Origin of the sequence: uncultured Limosilactobacillus sp., assembly GCF_934202705.1 — a bacterium.
Classification (GTDB): Bacteria; Bacillota; Bacilli; order Lactobacillales; family Lactobacillaceae; genus Limosilactobacillus.
The window spans coordinates 139,592-163,334 of sequence record NZ_CAKPYE010000004.1 but is presented as its reverse complement, the minus strand read 5'-3'; the positions used below and the strand labels follow the sequence as shown (position 1 = coordinate 163,334).

Sequence of the window (23,743 nt, the reverse complement as noted above, 5' to 3'; positions counted from 1 at the left end):
CCTGGAATTAATTAGTGATTGCCCCGTTTGTGACGGTTACGAAAACGATGAAATAATCCTAATGCTGCAGCTTGACTGAGACTGGAAACTACTTTGGCAACCGTCCGACGTTGATCTCGACGAGCATTAATTTTGTCAATAAGATTATGCGAAGCATCATTTACATCTGACACGCTTTGCCCAACATCTGCAATTGCCTGGACAGCAGGAGTCAACATTTCAGATTTATCATTCACGTCCGTTAATAATTCATTAGTATTTGTTAAAACATCATCTAATTCATGAGTCAGATCATTAACATTATTTGTTAGGGATATTAAAGTTCTTACCACTTTAGTTAAAAACCACCCAATCCAAACAACTAAAATTAAAAATGCAAGTGCTGCAATTAAAGCAGCAATTTGTCCAACTGTCATTTTGTTCCTCCTTACTTTTCCTGTTCAAAGAATATCACGAATACAAAATTCCAGCAAACCGTTGATTTTTTCCCATTTTCTGATATTATACTTACCAATACAAACACTTTTCTAAAAGTGACAAAAATAGTTTGATGAGGATGACTTAATGTAATGAATTCACAACTAACTACCTATTCAAAGCACTTTCAAAAAACAATCACTGATATTAACTGGTTTCACGTTGGCGACAACATTATTCATAAATTCAGTACATTGGTGTTTGCAACAGTGATCTTTGCAATCATTTTATGGTTAGGCAAGTGGATTATTAATTCAGTCTTTCGCCAAACCCGACGAATTGAAATTCTTGGTGGGTTTAAACGAGCAGCAACTTTTCGGGTTCTTTCACTGAATATTTTTCGCTACACGACTTATTTCTGTTATTTGTATGCTGTTCTTTCAATTATTGGCGTTCCAGTCGGTACCCTGATTGCTGGTGCAGGGATTTTCAGTATTGCTCTTGGTTTAGGAGCTCAAGGATTTGTCAGTGACGTTGTTAATGGGTTCTTCATCCTATTAGAGGAACAACTTGATGTTGGCGACCTTGTTGAAATTAATCAAATTAAGGGAACCGTTACTGCCATTGGACTACGAACAACCAAAATTCTCAGCCCTGACGGAACCTTAAATTTTATCCCTAACCGTTCAATTAATATCATTAAAAACTATTCACGTCACACTCACCTGGTTAACATAGATTTAAAAATTCCGGTGAATGTTGATTTAGAAAAGGTTAAAGAAATCATAACAAAGGAGAATCAAGAAATAATGCAGACCGAGCAAGCCGAGCTAGTGGCAACGCCAGAAATTATTGGACCTGTCGATGTCAATGGTAAAGTAGTTTTTCGCGTTGCCGTAAATATGTCAACTAATAATCAAGCAAAAGTAACCGCAGAATTATTGAGTGCCTACCTGAAAGCACTTGCTCGGGGAGGCATTCATCTTACTGAATAGGAGATGAATACCATGACCGTGAAAATGATTGTTACGGATATGGATGGAACTTTTTTAAATGACCGTCATTCTTATAACCATAATTTATTTGCTTATGCGTTCGCACTAATGCGTGCTCGTGGAATTAAATTTGTGCTTGCCAGCGGGTCTGGTTACCCAAGACTACGCAGGGACTTTTATGAATTTAAAGATCACCTAGGATTTATCTCACAAAATGGCTCCGTCACACATATTGGTAACCAGCTGGTTGATTACATTCCGCTAACTCCTCATGATCTTAATAGTCTTTTATTTGTTCTCCACCGTACTTCGTTAACCGACTACATTGACCAATTGGTAGTCTCCGGAGTCCATAGTTCATATGTTGATGCCTCGATGAGTAATGATGATTATAACCGAATGAAAATTTACTACGAAAAGATTACCAGAGTTCCTTCGTTACTGAACGTTTTCCAAACATTTCCTGATGAAATCTTTACCAAAATTACCATTTGTTTTTCTCATGATCTCGCTTTAGATGATATTCACGCGAAACTTGATAATCATCTTCCCGCTAATCTCCTCATGGAAAACTCTGGATATAATTGCGAACTAATTGGTAACGCCCTGGCAACTAAGCGAAATGCCATTCAAACCCTTCAAACAATCTACGGTATCGATGACGCTAATGACATTGTCACTTTCGGTGATAATGAAAACGATCTTGGAATGCTAGCAATGACTCGTAATAGTTTTGCCATGAAAAATGCCGCTAACTATATAAAAATGCAAGCACACCATACAACTGCAGTTTCAAATAATGATGATGGTGTCTTAGCAACGATTATGAATATTCTAGATATGAAACTTCCATTACAAGTTGCTCAATAGTTTAAAGTAACATAAAAAATCCCCGCTCGTTGGAAACCAATTCAACAAACGGGGATTTTTTATGACGAAATATTCAGTTGCGATGAAAGATAAATTTAAGCTTTGGTATCGGTTTTAGATTACGGTCATAATATTGAACATTAAATTGATCAGTTGTTGCTTCCACGATTGCAAAAGTTCCACCAATGTTAGCATATTGACCACGTGGCAAACTAATACTACCTGGATTGATAAATAATCGTTGATCACGTTGCGTGACTGCCAATTGGTGGGTATGTCCATAAGCAACAACATCAGCATTCGTTTCTTGTGCCAATAAAAGTAACGGTGTCAGCGTTCTATTAACCTGGTAAAGATGCCCATGTGTAACCGTAATGACTTGACCCTTAATGTGGCGTGTAACTACCTCGGGATAATCTAGCCCCCAATCAGTATTTCCAATCACAGTCGAATATCGTTTCATTAGCTGACGCGAAGCATCGATATTAGAATCACCGCAATGAAACATTTCATCAACTTGACCAGCAAAATGATCAGCAATCGTTTCTAGAATCTTTTTATCACCATGATTATCGCTCACTAACAGGATCTTCATCTTTGTCGCCACCAATCACCAAAATGCTCCATAAATGCGCTTAACGCCCGACCGCGGTGGCTAATTGAATTTTTCTGTTCATCAGTCAATGTGGCCATGGCACAGCCTAATTCATCAACATAGAAAAGCGGATCATACCCAAAGCCATTCTTGCCCTGTGGGTTTCGCAAAATCCGCCCATCAACGTGTCCATTAGCAACTAACTTCGCCCCATTCGGCTTCAAACCAACGATCGTTGTGTGAAAATGAGCAGTTCGATATAAATCATCCACGCCTGCTAATTCTCGTAAAAGTTTTTGGTTATTAGCCTGATCATCGTGATCACCAGCATAGCGTGCTGAATGCACACCTGGTGCCCCGTTTAACGCATCAACCATTAGTCCAGAATCGTCAGCCATCACTGGTAAGTTCAATTTTTCCACTGCAGTTTTTGCCTTAATGAAAGCATTTTCTTCAAATGTTGCACCATTTTCATTAATCATAAAAGATGGGAAGTCTGCTAGAGTCTTTATCTGAATGCCTTGTGGCGCCAACATTTCGGCATATTCCCGTGCTTTCCCATGATTTTTAGTTGCAATCACAATTGTCTTCATTATTAATCCCCTGGAATATCAACATGCTCACACGTGAACTGGTCACCCGGTAACCACTTTTGTGCTCCAGCTTGTAGTTCTTTAAAGTCTCCAGTACTATAAAGTTTCATGTCACCAGGATGATCACGACCACTTAATTGATCAGCATCTGTTAACATTTGCTTAGCCGTCTTGACAGTTTCAAACGCTGGATCAACCAATTTAACATCAGGTAACAGCTTGCTAATTTCGTTCGACAAGAATGGGAAATGAGTACAGCCAAGTACTAACACATCGACTGGCTTTTCCTTAAAAATGGCTAGTTGTTCATTTACCACTTGTTGAGCTTTTGGCGTTCCAACTTCATTATGTTCAACAACACTAACCATTGGCTGGGCCGCCCTAGGAATGACCGTAACCTTTGGATCTAATTCGTGGATAGTCTTTGGATAAGCTCCTGCCTTAATCGTTCCCTCAGTGGCTGTTACTCCAATTCGATCATGCTTAGGTTGAGCTAAAGCTGCCTCTGCACCAGGCTTAATTACACCGATCACTGGAATCGGCAATTCCTTTTGTAAAGTTGGTAATGACGCAGCCGTTGCCGTGTTGCAAGCAATAATCATCATCTTAATATCATGGGTCATCAGATATTTACCAATATTGAGTGCTAATTGACATACGTTTTCTTGCGTTCGTACTCCATATGGAAAATGCCCCTGATCACCAACAAAAACAATTGATTCATTGGGAAGCTGTTCTCGTACAATGCGGATTACTGACAAACCACCTAGACCAGAATCCATTACACCAATTGGACGATTATCCATTTTATTACCTCCTAAATTAGACAGATATTGTTAAGTGACATATTTTACTCTATTATATCGTTATTTCAAAAGAATTACTAATTCTCCACCTTTTTGTTGATGAATTGGTTATAATGATAAATGATTTGAAATGGAAGGATTACGTTTAGAATGACTCAAAAACGTTATGATCAATTAATTAATAGTCAACGTGGTTTTATCAGCGCAACGCTTCGCGATGTGATTTTACCATCAATTTTAGGAAAGGAAACTGACGGCATTCTATATTGGATTGGGAAAGATTTAGCTCGTGAGTTTCCAGTAGCCTCAATTGATGATCTAGTCTTGTTAACAAAGCAACTCGGCTTAGGTAACTTACAGTTAACTAAAGAAGCCTCGCTGCAACGGACGTTCAAACTTAGCGGTCCACTAGTGGAAGAACGATTGGCGATTGATAAAGAACAGACCTCCTTTACTCTTGAAGCAGGGTTCATCGCTCAAGAACTGGAATTTCAGCTTGGCACCATTACCGAAGCTGAAGTCGAAAGCGTCAAGCATAAGGAAGTACGGATTTTTGCACAAAACGACCCGCAAAAACTTGATGAAACTGAAGATACCGAAATCGCTAGTTTTATCAAGTTAAAGAGACCAGTCACAGATGAAAATAACCAATAAGAAAAGAACGGACATCAGAGTTCATCACCACTCTGGTGTCCGTTCTTTAATAGTAACTCAACTATCCAACACAAAACCAATTACATGTATTGTTCCAATACCTTTTGTAATTGTTCCTTGGAATGGTAGCCAATTACCTTATCCACAACCTCACCATCTTTTTTGATCAACAAGGTTGGAATACTCATAATTTGAAACTTCTTAGCTGTATCTGGATTTTCATCAACATCTAACTTAAAGAAACTGGCTTGGTCAGCCATCGTTTCAGCTAGGTTTTCAACAACAGGTGATTGCATTCGGCACGGTCCACACCAAGTTGCCCAAAAATCAACTAAAACAAGTCCCTTTGCAGTATCTTGTTCAAAACTTTGATCCGTTGTCACCTTGACTGCCATTTTAAGATTCCTCCTTAAATTGAATTGTATCTCTATTTTACCAGAAGAAGTCAGAAAAACAATCGAAATTGCTTACTTATTCAAAGTAAACAATTGTTGCACCATCGCCACCATTGGAAGGAGACGCATATTCAAACGATTTAACTCGTGAATTACTGCGTAAGTATTCTTGGGTTCCCTTACGAATAGCACCGGTCCCTTTTCCATGAATAATTGTGACACTAGGCAAGTTATTAAGTAACGCATGATCAATAAAACTCGATAAGTTAGCCATTGCTGGTTCATATCGTTGCCCACGCAGATCGAGACGAGCAGACGTTCTCCGCGTTTGTACTGTCCGAATCCGCTTGGGTTTAACCACCTGCTTCTTTTCCGTTTGCTCAAGCGTTTTCTTGGAAACCTTTTCTAAGTCATGATCATCAATTGACATTTTAAGGATCCCTAATTGAACTTCCCACTGATGTTTACCTCGTTTTGCAACTAGTGTCCCAATCTGTCCGTATGACTTTACCTTAACTGCATCGCCAATCTTCAAATTATGCTTTTGTTTTGATCGACGAAGTACCTTGTTATGGTCCAAACGCGGGTCACGATGAAGTGCGTTTAACTGCCCCTGAGCATCAATTAATTCATTTTCCTTAATTTGGGATCCCCGTTGGACTTCCATTTGGCGCAAGTGGTGAATAATCCGGTCTGCTTTCCGTTTAGCATCTGCCACCTGATGATTAGCCTGCATCCGCGCCTTATTATAAAGATCATCGCGCTGTTCATTAAACCGAGTTAACTTTTGATCTAATTCCGTCGCTTTGACACGATTGCTAGTAACTAACCTTTCCAAATGCTCCCGGTGTTCACGGGCCTGTTTTCGTTGCTCAACCAGTTCACCAATCATTGCATTTAACTCTTGACTATCATCTTTTACTAATGACTGTGCATCATTAATTACATTTTGAGCAATTCCCAGGCGTTTTGCAATCTCAATCCCGTTTGACTGTCCTGGCACCCCAAGCATCAAACGATAGGTCGGTTGAAAAGTATGAGTATCAAATTCCATACTTGCATTAATGGTTTTTGGCCGTTCAAACCCATAAACTTTTAATTCTGGATAGTGAGTAGTAATTACAACTTCACTGCCAACCTGTTGAATTTGGTCTAAAATTGCCATTGCAAGAGCAGCCCCTTCTTTCGGATCGGTCCCGGCTCCCAATTCATCAAGGAGTACTAACGACTTTGGCGTAATTTGTTCTAAAATTCTTTTGACATTCTCCATATGGCCGGAGAAGGTTGACAAGTTTTGCTCTAAGGATTGTTCATCACCAATGTCAGCAAACACATCATCAAAAATAGTAATTTGACTACCTTCGTTAGCGGGAATAAAGAATCCAGATTGACCCATCAATTGAATTAAACCAAGTGTTTTTAGGGTAATAGTTTTCCCACCAGTATTTGGTCCAGTAATGACAATCGTGCGGTAATCTTTGCCTAATCGAATGTCATTAGCCACCACGCGATGAGGATCAATTAAAGGATGGCGAGCCTGGCGAAGATTGATGACCCCATCATCAGTTAGCAGTGGTAAACTGGCCTGCATGTGTTTAGCTAATTGCGCTTTAGCATTTACAAAATCAAGATGACCTAAAAGACGTTCATTATTGGCAATTTCTTTTCGGTAAGGAGCGATTAACGCTGATAATTCAGCAAGCACCCGTCGAACTTCCTGACGTTCTTCAATTTGTGCTTGTCGCAGGCGGTTATTAATTTCCACCACGTTTTGCGGTTCAATATACAAAGTCTGACCACTTGCGCTTTGATCATGGACCACACCACCAAACCGACTTCGGTAATGAGCTTCGACCGGAATCACATAACGATCATTACGCATTGTAATAATTGTATCGCTCAAATACTTAGCCTCGCGACCCCGGGTATACTTTTCAAGCGTTTGCCGAATCTCTGTTTCTGTTTCTGTAATCAGTTGGCGGAGTCCATGTAATTTGCTAGATGCTTCGTCCTTAATGCGCCCATCCTCATCGACTGATTTTAATAAGCGTTGTGTAATGTCCGGAATCGTCACTAATTGGTCAACAATTTGGTAAAGCCGTCGCAATTCAATTTGCTCTTCATGTAAGCGGTCAAAGAAATTATTAATAGCCATTGTTGCTTGTAAAACTTTGGCAATTTGCGCTAACTCGGTCCCATTTAGGCTCGCTTGAACCCGCAATCGTTTAAGTTGCGGGTTAATATTTGCTAATGCCGGAACTGGAATGTCACCAACGATTCGGTTAATGTCTGCGCCATCCGTTGTTTCTTCAATCATCCTTTGCACAATTGCCAAATCCGTTTGCGGACGCAATTGTTGGAGTTCAACTTTACCAGCAGCACTTGATATAAACGGTTCTGCTAATTTTTTGAGCCGTCCATATTCTAGGATTTTTAATATTTTTTCATTCATCGTTTATTTCTCCCTACATAAACCAGTGTAATGCATTTTCTGCCAAAATTGGGGTCCGCATAATCATCCATTGCGCTAGTCCAGAATTAGCTAGTTGATCCTGCCACCAGGACGCCGGCCACATTTGAAAAATCATTAATACCATAAAAATAATTAGGTAACCAAGTATAACATCGATCAAACCGCCAGCCCAGCCGTTAACAGTTCCTAATACTGGTACTTTCTTGATAAAATTAATCCGTTTCAATAACCAACGGCTTAAAAAAGTAATTCCATAGAAAATAATTATAAATGCAATTCCATTATAAAAGAATTGGTTACTATCAACTGCCACCATTTGAGAAAATACTGTTCTATTAGTAGTTACCGACCCTTGGTTACCAATTGATGGTAAAATACTACTAAGGATCATCCCAAGTGACTTCGCACCGAGGCGTGCGATAACCCATCCAATGAAATAAGTGATCGTTGAAATCACTAACGCAATCAGTCCACGTTTGTGACCATTCAACCAACAACCAAGTAATATTAATAAAATGATCATATTAATAATCATGTTTTCACATCCATTTCAATTTAAAGGAGTTATTTAGTATGACCGAAGTCTTGAAATTCACCCCAGTTCAATTAACTAAACTTGCTAATTATTACTCCCATAACGTCGCTAATTCTAATCTACCAAAAGGTACTAGATTCTTAGCTAAAATCCCAGGCGTGACAATTACGGGATACAATTCTGGTAAAGTTATGTTTCAAGGTCGACTTGCTACTCAAGAGGCTGCTCGTTGGCAAGACCAAACCATTACCACCACTCACCACCCAGCAACTAACCAAAGCCAATCCCCTAATGATCTTCCTGCTAACTTTAGTCAACTGGCAGTCCTTGGGTCTGATGAAGTCGGGACTGGCAGTTATTTTGGCCCATTAACCACTGCCGCTGTTTTTGTTGATCAAGCTCACTTAAATTCTCTTCGCCAATTAGGCGTTGAAGACTCCAAGAAGCTTTCAGATCCAGCTATTATTAAAATGGCTAAACACATCATTAAACAATGCCCTTACCACGTTGTTAATATCAAGCCCCAAGATTATAATCATCTTATCCAACAGTATAACCAAGCTCAACTCAAAGCCATTTGTCACAATTACGTTCTCGGCAAAGTCTTAAATCAAATTACCCCAGTGCATCCTGATGCCATCCTAGTAGATCAGTTTGTTAAATCAACAACCTACTTTCGTTACCTCAAAGGGCAATCGCCAATCATTAAAAACAACCTTTACTTTAAAGAAAAAGGTGAAACTTACCATTTAGCGGTAGCTGCTGCTTCCATTGTTGCCCGATATATCTCTTTACAAACCATGGATGAGCTCTCAGCACGTGCCGGTATGACATTGCCTATTGGTGCCGGACTAAAGGTAGACCAAGTGGCAGCCAAACTTTTACAGCAAGGAAAAGACTTAAGAGAATTTGCCAAACTTCACTTTGCTAATACCAAAAAAGCTCAACGATTAGCCCACACCTAACCAACTATCATAACATCATTAAAATAATACCATATACAAACGAACCCCAAAGTCAGATTAATCTAGACTCTGGAGTTCGTTTTCCTTTTAGAATTCATTAGTAGTAATGAATAAATTAAGCTGCTTTCAGTTAAATATTGAAGTTACCGTCGTCATCAATAAAAGTATTAATAACTTCTTGTACCATTTCCCATTCCTCATCACTTTCAATGGGTAACAGTTGAACATCATCATCTGCAGTTTCCGCTGGTTGCATTTCAAACGCTTGGATGTTTACTTCTTCCGCATTTTCTTGATCAACCGGATACAAACAAATATACCATTTATTAGAATGATCAGCTTGAAAACGTAACGCTTCCTTGTAAAGTTCTTCGTTACCTTTTTCGTCGACCAAAGTGAAAATTTCACCATGGTCTTCTGGTTGAATTTTTGCCATTTTACTTCCTCACAGTTTCTGAACTAGCTTGCCATGACGATCTAAATAATTTTGTAAAATCAGACTAGCCGCCAGTTCATCAATTACTTTTTTTTGTTTCCTTCGTGAAACATCTGCTTCTTCAACTAACATTCGGTGCGCTTGAACCGTTGTTAAACGTTCGTCTTGAAAATCAATTGGTAAATCTGGGAAACGCTCTTTAAGCAAGTCCCCATAATGACGTGATGCTTCAACTCGTGGTCCTTCAGTATTATTCATGTTTTTGGGTAACCCTAACACAAAGCCAGCGACTTGCCGATCCTTTACTAATTCCGCAACTCGCTCAATCCCGAAGACTTCATTTTCCTCATCAATTGGTATTATTTCAACAGCCTGAGCCGTCCAGCCCAATGGATCACTTTCTGCTACCCCCACTGTTTTTGAACCAACGTCAAGACCTAATAATCGCATTAGTTTTGTCCCTCATTATTTGTTAAATATGAACGAACTAATTCTTCAATAATTTCATCACGTTCATGTTCACGAATTAAATTTCGGGCATTATTTAACCGTGGAATATAAGCAGGATCGCCAGATAAAAGATATCCAACAATTTGGTTAATTGGGTTGTAACCTTTCTCTTCAAGGGCATTATAAACAGTTTTCAATGTTTCCTTAACATTCTTTTCGTGTTGTTCATCAAAGTTAAAGAACATTGTTTCATCATTTGCCATTCGGGTAACCTCCCCTTTTTGTTCTTAATGTTCAAATTATACCATATCTAAATCACGAAGGATGGTCACAAGCTAAATTCTAACTTTGCCACTTAATAATTACTGATTCAAGTATTCGGTTGCTTTTTGCAAAGCATTGTTAATTCCTGCCGGGTTTTTTCCACCTGCTTGAGCTAAAGTTGGACGACCACCACCGCCACCGTTGATTGCTGGTGCAATGGCCTTAATCAAGTCACCGGCCTTTACTTCCTGCGCTTTATCATCACTAACTGCAACCAGCAGGTTAGCTTTTTCGCCATTAGATGTTCCAAGAACCAGGAAGTCTGATTGACCTTTAGACCGCCACTGGTCCGCTAATTGACGTAATTCGTTCATTCCTGCAACATTTAATTCTGCTGCAATCAGTTGACCATGCTTGGTATCTTGAATGTTATCAAATACTTGGGAAGCCTGTTGACTAGCAATCTTCGCCTGTAAACTAGCATTATTCTTTTCTAAGTCTTTCAGCTGCGTTTGTAATTCTTGCACACGATGAGGAACTTCTTTTTGCTGACTAACTTTTAACTTTCCGGCAACGTCATTCAAGAGATCGACTTGTCTTTGCATTAATTTAAAAGCATCATTACCAGTTACCGCTTCAATTCGACGAATTCCTGCACCGACGCCAGCTTCAGAAACAATCTTAAACAGACCTAGCTCATTGGTATTTTGAACATGGTCACCACCACAAAATTCAGTATTGTAATCACCAATTTTCACAACCCGAACTTTATCACCGTACTTGTCAGAGAATAACGCAATTGCCCCCATCTCCTTAGCAGAGTCAATGTCGGTCTCGACAGTCGTTACTGGGATCTCCTTCCAAATTTGTTCATTCACCATCTTTTCAACTGCCTTTAAATCTTCAGCAGTCACTTGGCCAAAGTGGTTAAAGTCAAAGCGCAAGTAGTGTTCTTCTACTAATGATCCTGCCTGCTGCGTGTGACCACCTAAAACATTTCGTAATGCTTGGTCAAGTAAGTGGGTAGCTGTGTGGTTCTTTTCAATCTTGAGATGACGAATTCGATCCACAATTAAACGATACTTTGCCCCCAACTTAACCGGAGATGTCAATTTAACCCGATGGAGATTTTGTTGGTGAGGCGCATGTTGAACGTCAACTACTCGCCCAACCCGATGACCATAATTATCAATAATGTCACCAGTATCTGCTACTTGACCTCCCATTTCAGCATAAAATGGCGTAATGTCAAAGATTACTTCAATGTCTTTAGCACTTGGATCAGCTGATTCAACATGCTGACCATCTGCAGTTAGCCCAATCACCTTCGCGTTATCAACGTTTAATTGATGATAGCCAACATACTTGCTAGGTTCAGTAAAGTCTGTCCATACATCCGTCTGAACACCCATTCCGTTATCCATGTCACGAGCATTTCGCGCTCGGTTTTGTTGCTCGGTCATCGCCGTTTCAAAACCCTTTTGATCAACATTTAGGCCTTCATCACTAGCGTATTCCTTGGTTAGTTCAATTGGAAAACCGTAGGTATCGTACAACTTAAACGCAGTTTGTCCGTCAATCTCATTCGTACCATTTTGCTTTGCTTTAGTGATCACATTATTTAACAGATTAAGGCCACCATTTAAGGTCGTACTAAACCGTTCTTCTTCAGATTCAACCACCGAAGCAATATAATCAGCATTTTCCAATACATCAGGATAATAATCCTTCATTATTCTACCAACAGTTGGTACCATCTTGGCCAAAAATGATTCATTAATGCCTAACTTTTTACCAGCGACAACCGCTCGCCGCAATAATCGACGAATGACATAGCCACGTCCCATATTGGACGGTAAAGCACCATCGCCAATGGCAAAAGTAATGGTTCGTATATGGTCAGCAATAATTTTAAACTGAACATCATCTGCCGCATTTTCACCATACTGTTTACCCTGACTAAACTTTTCGGTTTGCTTTATTAATGGCATGAACAAGTCAGTTTCAAAATTGGTTGGTGCGTTTTCGAAGATCGAAACAACCCGTTCTAGCCCCATCCCCGTATCAATATTCTTATGTGGTAACGGTTCATAAGTATCTTCTGGTGTGTGATTGAACTGACTAAAGACAATGTTCCAAATTTCCAAGTAGCGCTCATTTTCCCCACCAGGATAATTTTCTGGATCATCTTCGTCGACATTGTTCATTTCCTGACCACGATCATAAAAGATTTCCGTATCAGGACCAGATGGTCCTTGACCAATGTCCCAAAAGTTATCTTTATTTTGAATCAGGTGACTTTCCGGAACTCCTGCTGCTCGCCAATAATTAAATGCATCATGATCTTTTGGGTAATAGGTTACATATAATTTTTCTGGATCAAATCCAAACCAGTCATCACTAGTGAGGAGTTCCCAAGCCCACGGAATAACTTCTTTCTTGAAGTAATCACCAACTGAGAAGTTCCCTAACATTTCAAACATTGTATGGTGACGAGCCGTTTTACCAACATTTTCAATGTCGTTTGTCCGAATACTCTTCTGTGAACTTGTCATTCGTGGGTTATCAGGAACCACTTTCCCATCAAAATATTTTTTCATCGTGGCCACTCCGGAATTAATCCAAAGTAAGGTTGGATCATCGACAGGCACCAATGAACGACTAGGCATTTCCTTATGACCATGTTGAATAAAGAAATCCAAGTACATGCGTCGAACTTGAGCACTATTTAGTTTCTTCAGTTTTTTCATGTCTCTTCCCTCCAAAAAAAGAAAATCCATCTCTGCCCACAGAGACGCCGATAGCGCGGTACCACTCTGTTTGCAACGATGGATCGTTAACCTCTTTAATTCCCATACAGGATTATTTAACTTAGCTTAACTGGGGAGCAATAAAAAGTAATCAGGATTCTTTGCACCAACCAGAATCTCTCTCAACATCCTACTATTTACCATGTCCCAGACGAAATTTATTATAACTTTGTCATCTTTTAAAATCAACGGCCAAATTCTTGCTTTTTTCTTTCAGCGCGGTGCTGGCGTTGCCGTGCTCGTTTTGCCTTACGCATTTTATGCCGTTGTTCCTGTTTTGCTTGTTGACGTGCTTCCTCTTTGATCTTATTACGAATCCGTTTCTTATAACCTGGTTTAACCTTCTTCTTGGTCTTTTTAACAAATCCCTTCATGGCCGGGTCTAGTGCTTGCTTACGTCGTCTGTGGCCTTGTCGACGATTACGATCATACGTCGTCTTTAACCGCCCGTGACTTAAAACCTTTGGAATAAATTTAATGCCACGTTCTTCAAGTTTAGCAATCAAACCATCTTCGTAAGGCTCATACAAGGTAATCGCTGTGCCTTGAAGATTTCCCCGACCAGTTCGACCAACCCGGTGAATAAAGTACTCGAGGTCCGTTGGAATATCGTCATTGATCACCAAAGAAACCCCTTCAATATCAATTCCTCGAGCAGCCAAATCGGTTGCGACCACATACTGAAATTCTAGATTTCGGACCTGACGCATCATCTTTTTTCGTTCACGTGGTTCTAACCCACCGTGAATTAACGCTACTCGTAACCCTTGCTGAGTTAAATAATGATAAATCTCATTAGCACGTTCACGAGTGTTTGCAAATACTAAAGCAAGGAACGGTTCACCCATGGTCAATAATTCAAAAATTAGCGCATTCTTATCGCGTCCTTTTGTTGACAACAACCAATTCTCAACATTGGGATTAATGACGGTTTCCGTTGGGATTTCTTCTATTATGGGATTTTCCAAATATTTCTTTAAAAATGGTTGTAACCCAACAGGAATTGTCGCCGAAAATACCATCATCTGCAGTTGTTGTGGAAAATGACTGGCAATTTGATCAATCTGTTCCAAAAATCCCATATCTAAAGTCATGTCAGCTTCATCAATGACAAACTGCGATGCTAAATGGATATCTAAAGCTCCCGAGTTAATTAAATCTAGAATTCTCCCGGGTGTCCCAATTACTAATTGAGGTTGCTTTCGTTTTAACTGTTCAACCTGTTGTTCTTTGTCAGTTCCCCCCACATAGTTATGAATCGTCAATGGTTTAGGAGCAAACTTATTAAGCTGTTTGGCTGCATTATAAGTCTGCGTTGCTAATTCACGACTTGGAGCAGTGATCACTGCTTGAACCCTTTGATCCGCTGAATCCACCATTGAAAAGATCGGTAGTAAAAATGCGTGAGTTTTACCAGAACCTGTTTGTGACTGTCCAACCACGTTTTTACCGTTGAGCACTTCTGGGATAACTCGTTCCTGTACCGGGGTTGGTCGAACAAAGTTAATTGCTTTTAAAGCGGGAGTCAGCCACGATTTTAATTTAAAATCAGCAAATGTAGTCTTCATAATTCCCTCACTATTTATTCTGACTTGTTAATTTCTCTAATTCTTCCACAATTTCGTTAATTTCCGTAAGGTCTTTTGCCTTAGCGCCACTGGCTAATTCGTGACCACCACCATGATGTTGTTTAGCCAGTTCGTTAATAGACGGTCCTTTGGAACGAAGTCGAACTCTAAAATGCCCGTCTTCTTGCTCCACAAAAATTGCCCAGGCCTTAACTTCATCAATTCGACCAGGCAATGAAACAACTGCTGATGTCCCCGCCTCTGTTAGACCATAGCGTTTAAGAACTTCAGAGCTTAAAACAACATAACCTGCTCCATTTTTTGAAATCGTTAAATTCTCATAAACATAAGCAGACAGACGCGCCAACGGAACCGTGATTTGATTTTCTCGCTGGCTAATTGCCGCCGCGTCAGCACCGTGTGCAATCAAAGCACCAGCAACTAACATTGTTCGGGCCGTTGTTGCTGGATAGAGGAAGCGACCAGTATCACCGATAATTCCAGCATACAAGGCATTTGCTGCCTTCTTCGTCAGCTTAAGATCATCCGCATACCGTTGATAAAAATCATAAATCATTTCCGAACAGCTAGAGGCTTCTGGACGAACCCACATTAAATCACCAAACGGCTCATCATTAGGATGATGATCTATTTTGATCAATTGATCGCCATTATTAAAACGCCGATCATCAATCCGTGGGGCATTTGCCGTATCAACTACAATGACCAGCGCATCGTTAAATTCATTCGACTGCAGATCATCCATTTGGCCAATCCAACTCAGGCTCGGAAAATTCTTACCCACAACATAAACTTCTTTATAAGGAAATGAAGCCTTAATGATTTCAGCGAGACCGACTTGAGAACCAAAAGCATCCGGGTCAGGACGTTGATGACGATGAATAATTATCTTTGGGTATTTTTTAATTGCTTGATAAATTTGGTCCAAAACTTCCATGTTTTTTCTCCTTACTGATAAAATCTGACATTAAATAAAAAAGCTGGGATTGCTCCCAACTTTTCTTACTATTTAGCTGAATCTTGATCAGCTTCAGCAGAATCTTCGGCATCATCTGCCGCATTGTCCTTAGGAGCAGCTTCTTTTTCCGGAGCCTTCATTTGTGCCTTTTCTGCTGGCTTATCTTCAACATTCTTAGCTGCCGGTTTTGCAGACAATACCCGTTGAACCGCAACCAGATCAAATGTCAAATAAATACCTTCACAGTCAAGCGTCACCGTTTGTTCTTTTTCGTTAACCTCACTAACCACACCATGAAGACGGCTAATGGTTACAACATGATCACCTGGACGCAACTTACTCATCATCGCTTGATGTTCTTTTCGTTGCTTTTGCTGAGGACGGATCATGAAGAAATACATGAAAACCACCATCAACACGATCAAAATGATGCTTGACATTCCTTGACTACCCAATATTATTCATCCCTTCTAAAAATAATTCATCTTTAAGAATACCAAAAATTCTAGTTAATTACCACTATCTTCTCACTGGTTTGTCATTAGTTAACGCCAGCTGAAAAAGTTTTTCAATAGTTTGTGGCTGTTCATTTTGAATGGCTCGGCGCAGTTCGCCCGTCAATTGATTAATCCACCACCAATTATTCAATCCAAGGTAGTGATCACCAAGCGGATTATGTTGAAGATGAAGATAATGCAAGTAAGCATAGGTCACGCGTTGCCCCACTCCCGTCGTCATTTTTTTTGAAGAAGAGCGAAATTGCTCATAACTAATTTTATCGAGGCCGGTCGCAGAATAGACTTCCCCACGATGAGCATCTTCAATAGGAGCAGCAGAAATTACAATATCAATTCCTAAACTTAACGCTTCCTGAATTTGCCAATAATCAACCGCAATTAGCATGCGCAGGCTCTGTGGTGGTAATAATGAACAAACTTCTTTTACAATCCGCCGCCATTCATCACGGTCATTCGGTAAATTCGCAATTAAATAACCATTTTTATGATCCAGCAGTTTGATACAGTCTTGTCGAAGGCTCTTTAGCCCAGCTCCAACAACTATTCCCCATTCACTATTTGCCTGCTTTTGCCATTGCAGATTAAGGTCTAGAGCCATTTTTAAATCATCAACTGGCGCATAATACGATGGCGTTTGATACATTGGCAGTTGAACATCTGCTTGGCCATTCGTCTGAATTGTCATGGCTTGTTCAGCTGTTAATCGCAAATGAGCACGAGTGTATGGTTCCTCATAACGAATTCCCAGTTCACCAGCGTTTTTCTTTACCTTTTTCATTTCGTCAAAATCAGCAATCGTTGATAGCAGCGGTCGCTCCCACTGGAGAAAATTATGAAAAGAGCCCAGCATCTTAATCACATTTTCACCCGGGTGCACCATCAATGGTAACGCCGATACCGCTAATCCTTGGCAACCAACTTTCATCAATTCTGCCATCGTTAATGGACTAACCATCCCCCGTTTAGCAAAGGGAATCACTGCCGGTGTTTGAATCACGCCGTGCGCGGTAGTCAGCTTCCCACGACGAAGGCTCTTCATCACCAAAGATTGTGGTTCAATTTTAAATTGATTTTCCATGTTTTTCCTCAATTAGTGAACTTCGTAGTTCAGTCCTAGATGCTCATATGCCGCAGGAGTAACCATTCGACCACGTGATGTTCGGGAAAGAAAACCGATTTGTAACAAGTATGGTTCATACATTTCCTCAATTGTATCAACTTCTTCACCAATATTAGCTGCAATTGTTTTCACTCCCACTGGTCCGCCATGATATAAATTAATCATCGTTAACAACATTTTCCGGTCAACCTCATCCAACCCTTTGTTGTCAACTTGCAATAATTGTAAAGCTTTAACCACAATTTCATGATCAATCGCTGGTTTCTGAGCTACCTGAGCAAAATCTCGTACTCGTTTCAATAAACGATTGGCAATTCGTGGAGTGCCACGCGAACGGAGTGCTAACTCATGAGCCCCCTCCTGCTCAATAGCTATCTGAAAAATTCCTGCACTGCGTAGAATAATTTGTTCCAATTCAGCTGAGTCATAATAAGCCATGTGGGCAACGATTCCAAAACGATCACGAAGTGGTCCTGATAGAGCACCAGCACGAGTGGTCGCCCCAATTAAAGTAAACGGGGGTAACGGGAAATGAACCGGATGAGCAGTTGGCCCTTCGCCAACAACAATATCAATGTAAAAATCTTCCATTGCCGAGTACAGCATTTCTTCAACAACCTTCGGCAACCGATGAATTTCATCAATAAAAAGCACATCTCCTGGTTGTAACTCATTTAATAGGGCAACCAAATCACCAGGTTTCTCAATTGCCGGACCACTAGTGGTTTTAATTTGAACACCCATTTCGTGCGCAATCACCATTGCTAACGTCGTCTTTCCTAGGCCAGGTGGTCCATATAACAAAACATGATCCAAGGCTTCAGATCGCGATTTAGCAGCTTCAATGTACACACGTAATTCTTTTTTGGTCTTCCGTTGACCAATATAATCGTCAAGTGTTTGTGGCCGCAAACTTTTTTCAATCGTGCTTTCATTTTGATCTACCGCATGATTCGACATAATATTTTCTTCATCGCTCACTAGTCCAGCCCCCTTCCATTAACTTAATAAAGTTAAGCCTTTTCGCAAGTATTGGTCCGTGGACAGCCCACTTTCTTTCTTTAATGTTGTCGCAGCTTTCTTAACATCCTTTGTTGAATAACCCAATGCCTTTAATGCCGCAACTGCGTCTGCTAGTTCTGCATTATCTTGTAAATTCGTTGATGAATCAACCATTTTTGGCTGTAAATCCAAAGTTGGTAGCAAAGAATCCACCTTATCTTGAAGTTCAACAATAATTCGTGACGCAGTTTTCTTACCAATTCCTGGAAACTTTGTAATGTAAGAAACATTATTATTAGCGATTGCTTCGACTAAGCCTTCATGATCAGGATTAGCTAAGATCGCTAAAGCGCTCTTTGGCCCGATTCCGGAAACCGCTAATAATTTAGTAAATAATTGTTTTTCGTCAGCGCTATGAAAACCAAAAAGGCTAATAGCATCATCACGAACGGCTTGATATACGTAAATTTTCGTAGCCTGCTCATTTAAGGGATAACTATATGGGTTCGCAACTTGAACCCGAAAACCGACCCCATTAACCTCTATCACTAGGTATTCAGGGTGCACTTCAGTAATCTCTCCAAGTAGATATTCGTACATTCTTGTCCTCGTTTCTAATATTCATGATCGTCAAATTCATTGGCAAACGGTTGGTGACTTTCCTGGATTCGTTTAAAAAGTTTTTCCAAATCAGTGTCCGTAAAATGAATCAACACCGGTCGTCCATGTGGACAGTTAAATGGATTTTCACAGTGGGGCAAAGTATTAAGCAACGCTTTTGCTTGAAGATCATTAAGATAATGATTGGCCTTGATTGCTCGTTTACAGCTCATCATAATTGCAGTTTTTGCACGAAATTCAGCAACCGTTAAACTACCATTTTGAATTACCCAATCAATCATTTCACGAGCAGTTGACTCTTCTTGACCATCAATAAACCAGGTTGGATGACTAGAAAGAATAAAACTATTTTGACCAAACTGTTCCAAGTGAATCCCAACTTGCTGCAGTGTTGACAAATGTTCATTAAGCTTTAAAGCATCTGACACCGAGTAGTTGAGCACTAACGGTTGTAAAAAATTTTGCTGGTCATTCGAAACTTCACCAATTGCTTGCCGATAATGTTCATAATTAACCCGCTCTTGAGCAGCATGCTGATCAACAATATACAGACCATCCGAGGCCTGAGCTAATAAAAATGTCCCCTGAAGCTGACCAATATATTGAAGATCTGGAAACCGTTGTTGCTCACTACTTCCTTGATCATCAATCGGTAAACTAACTTCTGCCGTTTGCTGTTGCCGATTTGTCTGCTCGCCACTATCAATTAAGTCATCCATAAACGGTGTTGCCACCTCATTTTGATACTTACGATCAAACTCTTTTAATTCTGGTTGATTTAATTCTTGTCGACTATGGATCACAATTGGGGCTTTAACCACACTATCTGTACTATCTGCTTGGGCAGGATTGGTTAACTTTGTCGACTGGGACTGCTTAGCATCTGAATTCCTGAGCTGGTTGTTTTGTACATAAGAATTAGCCTGTTCTTGAACCGTTGATGGGGAATCATCCATGAGTAGCTCTCCAGCTCGTTCACCAACATCAGGAATTAAATTCTGTTGAGCAATCCGCTGTCTGATAGTTTCGCTAATTAAAGTTGCTAATTGTGGTTCCTTACTTAACCGGACTTCTCGTTTGGCTGGGTGAACATTCACATCCACTAATAATGGGTCAAGATCAATATTCATCATTACCACTGGATATCGACCAACCATTAATTTAGATCCATAGCCGTCGATAATTGCCTTGGATATTTGATAGTTACGAACATAACGATGATTGATTGTGATCGTCATATACTGACGACTTGCACGGGTTAGTTCAGGGAGGGAAATTAACCCATCAACCACAAAATCCTGATCCTTACCATGAATTGGTAACATTTTGCGTCCCACTTTAACTCCATAAATTGCCGCAACCACTTGCTGCACATTTCCATTGCCAGCAGAGCGAAACATTTCACGACCATCGTGAGTAAATGAAATTGCCACGTTTGGATTAGCTAACGCTAGCCGATTGATGATGTCGACCATCCGGCTTAGTTCTGTATGTGGTGATTTAAGGTACTTTAATCTGGCAGGAGTATTAAAAAACAGCTCACTGACTTTAACGTCCGTTCCCCGCCGTGCTGATGCCGGTTGAAATGATTCAATCTTACCGCCATGAAGGTGGATCATCGTTCCAGCTACTCCACCTGTGGCAGTCGTCATCACAACATCCGCAACTGAAGCAATACTCGGTAACGCTTCACCACGAAACCCCATAGTTTGGACCCGAAACAAATCTTGCCGAGTACTAATCTTACTAGTAGCGTGCCGTTGAAAAGCCTCTTTGACATCTTCAGTCGCAATTCCCTCACCATCATCAATTACTCGTAATTCACCTAGACCCGCCTTGGTCACAACAATATCAATCCGTTTACTGTGGGCGTCCAAAGAGTTTTCCACAAGCTCTTTAATAATAGAGGCTGGTCGCTCAATCACTTCGCCTGCCGCAATTTGATCAGCAAGGACACTATTTAGTTCATGAATTTTTCCCAATTCACATCACCTTTACTTTAACTTTTGTTGCCATTGGTAAACTTTATTCATTACTTCCATTGGGGTCATACCCATTAAATTCAAGTTTTGAATTTGTTTTAAAAGTTCTTCATTTCTCCTCAATTTAGTTTTCTGTGGTGCTGGGGAGAAAAGTTCTAATTGACCATTTGGATCCTCAGAATACTGATGGCTAGTGGTATCCTCGCTCACTGTATTAATCGACTTCGGAGTTGGCTCGTTGTCCCCTTCAACATGGTCATTTTCGTGTTCAGTTTCTAACGATGTAAGGATTTGATTGGCCCGACTAAGCAATGATTCAGGCATACCAGCCAATTTAGCGACATGGATACCATATGATTTGTCAGCAGGACCCGCCGTTACTTTATGCAGGAAAATTAATTCACCATTTTCTTCAGTTGCCCCCACATGCACATTTTTAAGTTTATCCAACTGCTGGTCTAAACCGGTCAATTCATGATAGTGCGTTGAAAACAGCGTCTTCGCATGAACATTATTGTGTACATATTCAATAATGGCCTGGGCCAAAGCCATGCCATCGTAGGTTGCAGTTCCCCGACCAATTTCATCAAACAGGATTAAACTATTACTTGTTGCATGAATCAAGGCATTGTTGGCTTCCATCATTTCAACCATAAAAGTGCTCTCTCCGGATACTAGATCATCCGCAGCGCCAATTCGTGTAAAGATTTGGTCAAAAATCGGGATGTTAGCTTTTTCCGCTGGAATAAAACAGCCCATTTGAGCCATTACCGCAGATAAGGCTAACTGACGCATGTACGTACTCTTTCCCGACATATTAGGACCCGTAATCAAAAGAATATCGGTGTCTTGCCCCATTTGAACATCATTCGGAACATATTCTTGATGACCCATGAATTTTTCAACAACTGGGTGGCGACCGTTCTTAATCATCAATTGATGATCATGATTTAAAGTTGGCCGTACAAAATGATATTTTTCTGAAACTACTGCAAAACTTTGGAGAACATCTAATGTTGAAAGTGCAGCTGCTAATGATTGGAGACGATCAATGGCCTTTTTTACTTTTTCACGAACTTCTACAAATAGATCATACTCTAATGCAGTTGATTTTTCTTGTGCACCCAAAATCAATGCTTCCTTATCTTTTAATTCTGGTGTCGAAAATCGTTCAGCATTAGTTAAAGTTTGCTTCCGTTCATACCGATCCTTTGGTAATTTATTTAAGTTAACCTTGGTAACTTCAATATAATAGCCAAAAACATGATTATAACCAATCTTTAAATTATTAATCCCTGTTGCTTGACGCTCTTTTTGCTGTAACTCTGCAATCCACCGCTTACCATTATTCATGGCGTCACGGTACTGATCCAGCTGCTGATTATATTGGTCCTTAATTACACCACCATCAGTCACAGAAATTGGTGGGTCATCATTAATAGCTTGGTCAATTAGTCCTGCAATATCTTCAAGCGGATCTAACTGATTTACTAATTTATCAAATACTGGCGAGTCAATGGTCTCCAAAACATACTTAATTTTGGGAACCTGTTGTAATGAGGTCTTTAACTGAATCAAATCACGTCCATTAACGCTTCCATAGGCGACCCGCCCCGCCAAACGCTCCAAGTCATAAACCTTAATCAGTTCTTCTTGAAGATTTTGCCGCTCAAAATAATTGTCTAACAAAACTTGAACCTTGTCTTGACGTTCTTCAATTTTTTGCTGATCAATTAAGGGGCGGTCAAGCCACCGTTTTAGTAGTCGACTCCCCATTGCAGTTTTGGTTTCATCTAACAACCAAACCAACGTCCCCTGACGTTTACCACTTCGTAGATTCGTCATCAATTCCAAATTAGTTTTGGAATAATGATCAATTTTCATAAATGAACTTGGTTGATAAGACTGGGCTATCTGCAGATGAGCCAATGAACGCTTTTGCGTAGTCAAAAGGTAGGAAACCAAAATTGAGACCACATGCTGTTGCGGTTGAGTAGTCAGGTCTTGGGTTAAATAACTAACTTCAGATTTTTGGGATAATTTTGGCTGACTAGAAATTAAAATATTGCGTTTGTTCAATTCATTAATTATAGTTTGCGAAAGTGGTTCTAAATGAACAACCTCACGTGTTTGGAGATTAATCAGTTCATTGATTAACTCAGTTTCCTGATGAAAAGTGGTGGTTTTCAGTTCGCCAGTGGATAGATCTGCGTATGCTAAGCAATAATTATTTTCTTCCTGATAAATTGCGGTTAAATAATTATTGTTCTGTGCTTGATCCCCCTTGAGATCCATTTGGGTACCAGGAGTTACTAGCCGAGTTACCGCACGCTTCACCATTCCCTTAGCCTTTTTGGGATCCTCCATTTGCTCACAGATTGCAACTTTATAGCCCTTATCAATTAAAATATCAATATAATTTTCGACTGCGCGGTGGGGAACTCCGCACATTGGAATTGGATTCTTGGCACTATGGCTCCGACTAGTTAAAGTTAATTCAAGCAGTTGTGCTCCTTTAACGGCATCATCGTTGAATAATTCATAAAAATCGCCTAACCGATAGAACAAAAAGGCATCCGGATATTGATCCTTAACCTTTTGGTACTGTTCCATCATTGGTGTTAACTTTTTGGCCAACCTATTCACTCCTCGTTTCATAATTCAACTATCATTATTCATTCTAAACGAAAAAGGC

General features: G+C 40.1%; 23 protein-coding genes. 4 read left to right on the top strand and 19 right to left on the bottom strand.

All coding sequences use genetic code 11. The features are described from left to right. Window positions 1–11: 11 nt before the first annotated feature. Complete coding sequence (locus tag Q0C76_RS03890) at window positions 12–416, bottom strand: DUF948 domain-containing protein (protein ID WP_295729941.1); 405 nt, start codon at window positions 414–416, stop codon at window positions 12–14. A 153-nt stretch (window positions 417–569) separates the two neighbouring features. Between Q0C76_RS03890 and Q0C76_RS03885 the strand changes: the two genes are divergently transcribed. Together Q0C76_RS03885 and Q0C76_RS03880 are read left to right on the top strand one after the other, a co-directional pair. After that, window positions 570–1,412, top strand: coding sequence for a mechanosensitive ion channel family protein (locus Q0C76_RS03885; protein WP_295729938.1), 843 nt, complete (start codon window positions 570–572; stop codon window positions 1,410–1,412). Window positions 1,413–1,424: 12 nt separating this feature from the next. After that, a complete protein-coding gene (locus Q0C76_RS03880) occupies window positions 1,425–2,282 on the top strand; it encodes an HAD-IIB family hydrolase (protein ID WP_295729936.1) in 858 nt (285 codons plus the stop codon). Between the two features lie 73 nt (window positions 2,283–2,355). On the opposite strand, the gene Q0C76_RS03875 is transcribed toward Q0C76_RS03880, so the two are convergent. The 3 genes from Q0C76_RS03875 to murI are packed head-to-tail and all read right to left on the bottom strand — an operon-like array spanning window position 2,356 to window position 4,276. Then, window positions 2,356–2,889, bottom strand: a complete 534-nt coding sequence (locus tag Q0C76_RS03875) for a YfcE family phosphodiesterase (RefSeq protein WP_367268465.1) — start codon at window positions 2,887–2,889, stop codon at window positions 2,356–2,358. Further along, complete coding sequence (locus tag Q0C76_RS03870) at window positions 2,874–3,470, bottom strand: XTP/dITP diphosphatase (RefSeq protein WP_295729933.1); 597 nt, start codon at window positions 3,468–3,470, stop codon at window positions 2,874–2,876. Before Q0C76_RS03870 ends, Q0C76_RS03875 begins: the two co-directional genes overlap by 16 nt. Before the next feature lie 2 nt (window positions 3,471–3,472). Continuing rightward, window positions 3,473–4,276: a glutamate racemase gene (gene murI, locus Q0C76_RS03865; protein ID WP_295729930.1), complete on the bottom strand. Its 804-nt coding sequence runs from the start codon at window positions 4,274–4,276 to the stop codon at window positions 3,473–3,475. Window positions 4,277–4,426: 150 nt separating this feature from the next. Here murI and Q0C76_RS03860 point away from each other — a divergent pair, with 150 nt between their 5' ends. Further along, a complete protein-coding gene (locus Q0C76_RS03860; RefSeq protein ID WP_295729928.1) occupies window positions 4,427–4,930 on the top strand; it encodes a YslB family protein in 504 nt (167 codons plus the stop codon). An 80-nt stretch (window positions 4,931–5,010) separates the two neighbouring features. Here Q0C76_RS03860 and trxA read toward each other — a convergent pair whose 3' ends face one another. The 3 genes from trxA to Q0C76_RS03845 all read right to left on the bottom strand — a co-directional run bounded on the left by trxA (window position 5,011) and on the right by Q0C76_RS03845 (window position 8,333). Next, a complete protein-coding gene (gene trxA / locus Q0C76_RS03855; RefSeq protein WP_295729925.1) occupies window positions 5,011–5,325 on the bottom strand; it encodes a thioredoxin in 315 nt (104 codons plus the stop codon). A gap of 76 nt (window positions 5,326–5,401) precedes the next feature. After that, window positions 5,402–7,777 (bottom strand): endonuclease MutS2, encoded by a 2,376-nt coding sequence (locus tag Q0C76_RS03850; protein WP_295729922.1) that lies wholly within the window; start codon window positions 7,775–7,777, stop codon window positions 5,402–5,404. Window positions 7,778–7,790: 13 nt separating this feature from the next. Then, window positions 7,791–8,333, bottom strand: coding sequence for a CvpA family protein (locus tag Q0C76_RS03845; RefSeq protein ID WP_295729917.1), 543 nt, complete (start codon window positions 8,331–8,333; stop codon window positions 7,791–7,793). A gap of 38 nt (window positions 8,334–8,371) precedes the next feature. Here Q0C76_RS03845 and rnhC point away from each other — a divergent pair, with 38 nt between their 5' ends. After that, the gene (gene rnhC / locus Q0C76_RS03840) at window positions 8,372–9,298 is read left to right on the top strand and encodes a ribonuclease HIII (protein ID WP_295729914.1); all 927 of its coding nucleotides are present in this window, start codon (window positions 8,372–8,374) and stop codon (window positions 9,296–9,298) included. 130 nt (window positions 9,299–9,428) lie between these two features. On the opposite strand, the gene Q0C76_RS03835 is transcribed toward rnhC, so the two are convergent. The 12 genes from Q0C76_RS03835 to mutS all read right to left on the bottom strand — a co-directional run bounded on the left by Q0C76_RS03835 (window position 9,429) and on the right by mutS (window position 23,685). Further along, on the bottom strand, window positions 9,429–9,734 hold the full coding sequence (locus tag Q0C76_RS03835; protein ID WP_295729911.1) for a DUF1292 domain-containing protein: 306 nt from the start codon (window positions 9,732–9,734) through the stop codon (window positions 9,429–9,431). A gap of 9 nt (window positions 9,735–9,743) precedes the next feature. Beyond that, window positions 9,744–10,184, bottom strand: a complete 441-nt coding sequence (ruvX, locus tag Q0C76_RS03830; protein ID WP_295729908.1) for a Holliday junction resolvase RuvX — start codon at window positions 10,182–10,184, stop codon at window positions 9,744–9,746. Then, window positions 10,184–10,447 (bottom strand): IreB family regulatory phosphoprotein, encoded by a 264-nt coding sequence (locus tag Q0C76_RS03825; protein WP_295729906.1) that lies wholly within the window; start codon window positions 10,445–10,447, stop codon window positions 10,184–10,186. Before Q0C76_RS03825 ends, ruvX begins: the two co-directional genes overlap by 1 nt. Window positions 10,448–10,546: 99 nt before the next feature. Continuing rightward, on the bottom strand, window positions 10,547–13,198 hold the full coding sequence (gene alaS / locus Q0C76_RS03820) for an alanine--tRNA ligase (RefSeq protein ID WP_295729903.1): 2,652 nt from the start codon (window positions 13,196–13,198) through the stop codon (window positions 10,547–10,549). A 245-nt stretch (window positions 13,199–13,443) separates the two neighbouring features. After that, complete coding sequence (locus Q0C76_RS03815; protein WP_295729900.1) at window positions 13,444–14,826, bottom strand: DEAD/DEAH box helicase; 1,383 nt, start codon at window positions 14,824–14,826, stop codon at window positions 13,444–13,446. Window positions 14,827–14,836: 10 nt separating this feature from the next. After that, window positions 14,837–15,784: a bifunctional oligoribonuclease/PAP phosphatase NrnA gene (locus Q0C76_RS03810; protein WP_295729898.1), complete on the bottom strand. Its 948-nt coding sequence runs from the start codon at window positions 15,782–15,784 to the stop codon at window positions 14,837–14,839. 68 nt (window positions 15,785–15,852) lie between these two features. After that, entirely contained in the window at window positions 15,853–16,245 is a 393-nt protein-coding gene (gene yajC, locus Q0C76_RS03805; RefSeq protein ID WP_295729896.1) for a preprotein translocase subunit YajC, read from the bottom strand. Window positions 16,246–16,324: 79 nt separating this feature from the next. Then, the gene (locus Q0C76_RS03800) at window positions 16,325–17,401 is read right to left on the bottom strand and encodes a tRNA-guanine transglycosylase (RefSeq protein ID WP_295729895.1); all 1,077 of its coding nucleotides are present in this window, start codon (window positions 17,399–17,401) and stop codon (window positions 16,325–16,327) included. Between the two features lie 12 nt (window positions 17,402–17,413). Beyond that, window positions 17,414–18,424, bottom strand: a complete 1,011-nt coding sequence (gene ruvB, locus Q0C76_RS03795; RefSeq protein ID WP_295729893.1) for a Holliday junction branch migration DNA helicase RuvB — start codon at window positions 18,422–18,424, stop codon at window positions 17,414–17,416. Window positions 18,425–18,442: 18 nt separating this feature from the next. Further along, the gene (gene ruvA, locus Q0C76_RS03790) at window positions 18,443–19,045 is read right to left on the bottom strand and encodes a Holliday junction branch migration protein RuvA (RefSeq protein ID WP_295729890.1); all 603 of its coding nucleotides are present in this window, start codon (window positions 19,043–19,045) and stop codon (window positions 18,443–18,445) included. Window positions 19,046–19,059: 14 nt separating this feature from the next. Further along, a complete protein-coding gene (gene mutL, locus Q0C76_RS03785; RefSeq protein WP_295729887.1) occupies window positions 19,060–21,048 on the bottom strand; it encodes a DNA mismatch repair endonuclease MutL in 1,989 nt (662 codons plus the stop codon). Between the two features lie 12 nt (window positions 21,049–21,060). Then, window positions 21,061–23,685 carry a DNA mismatch repair protein MutS gene (gene mutS / locus Q0C76_RS03780; RefSeq protein ID WP_295729885.1) on the bottom strand — a complete coding sequence of 875 codons (2,625 nt, stop codon included), beginning with the start codon at window positions 23,683–23,685 and terminating at the stop codon, window positions 21,061–21,063. Window positions 23,686–23,743 lie beyond the last annotated feature (58 nt).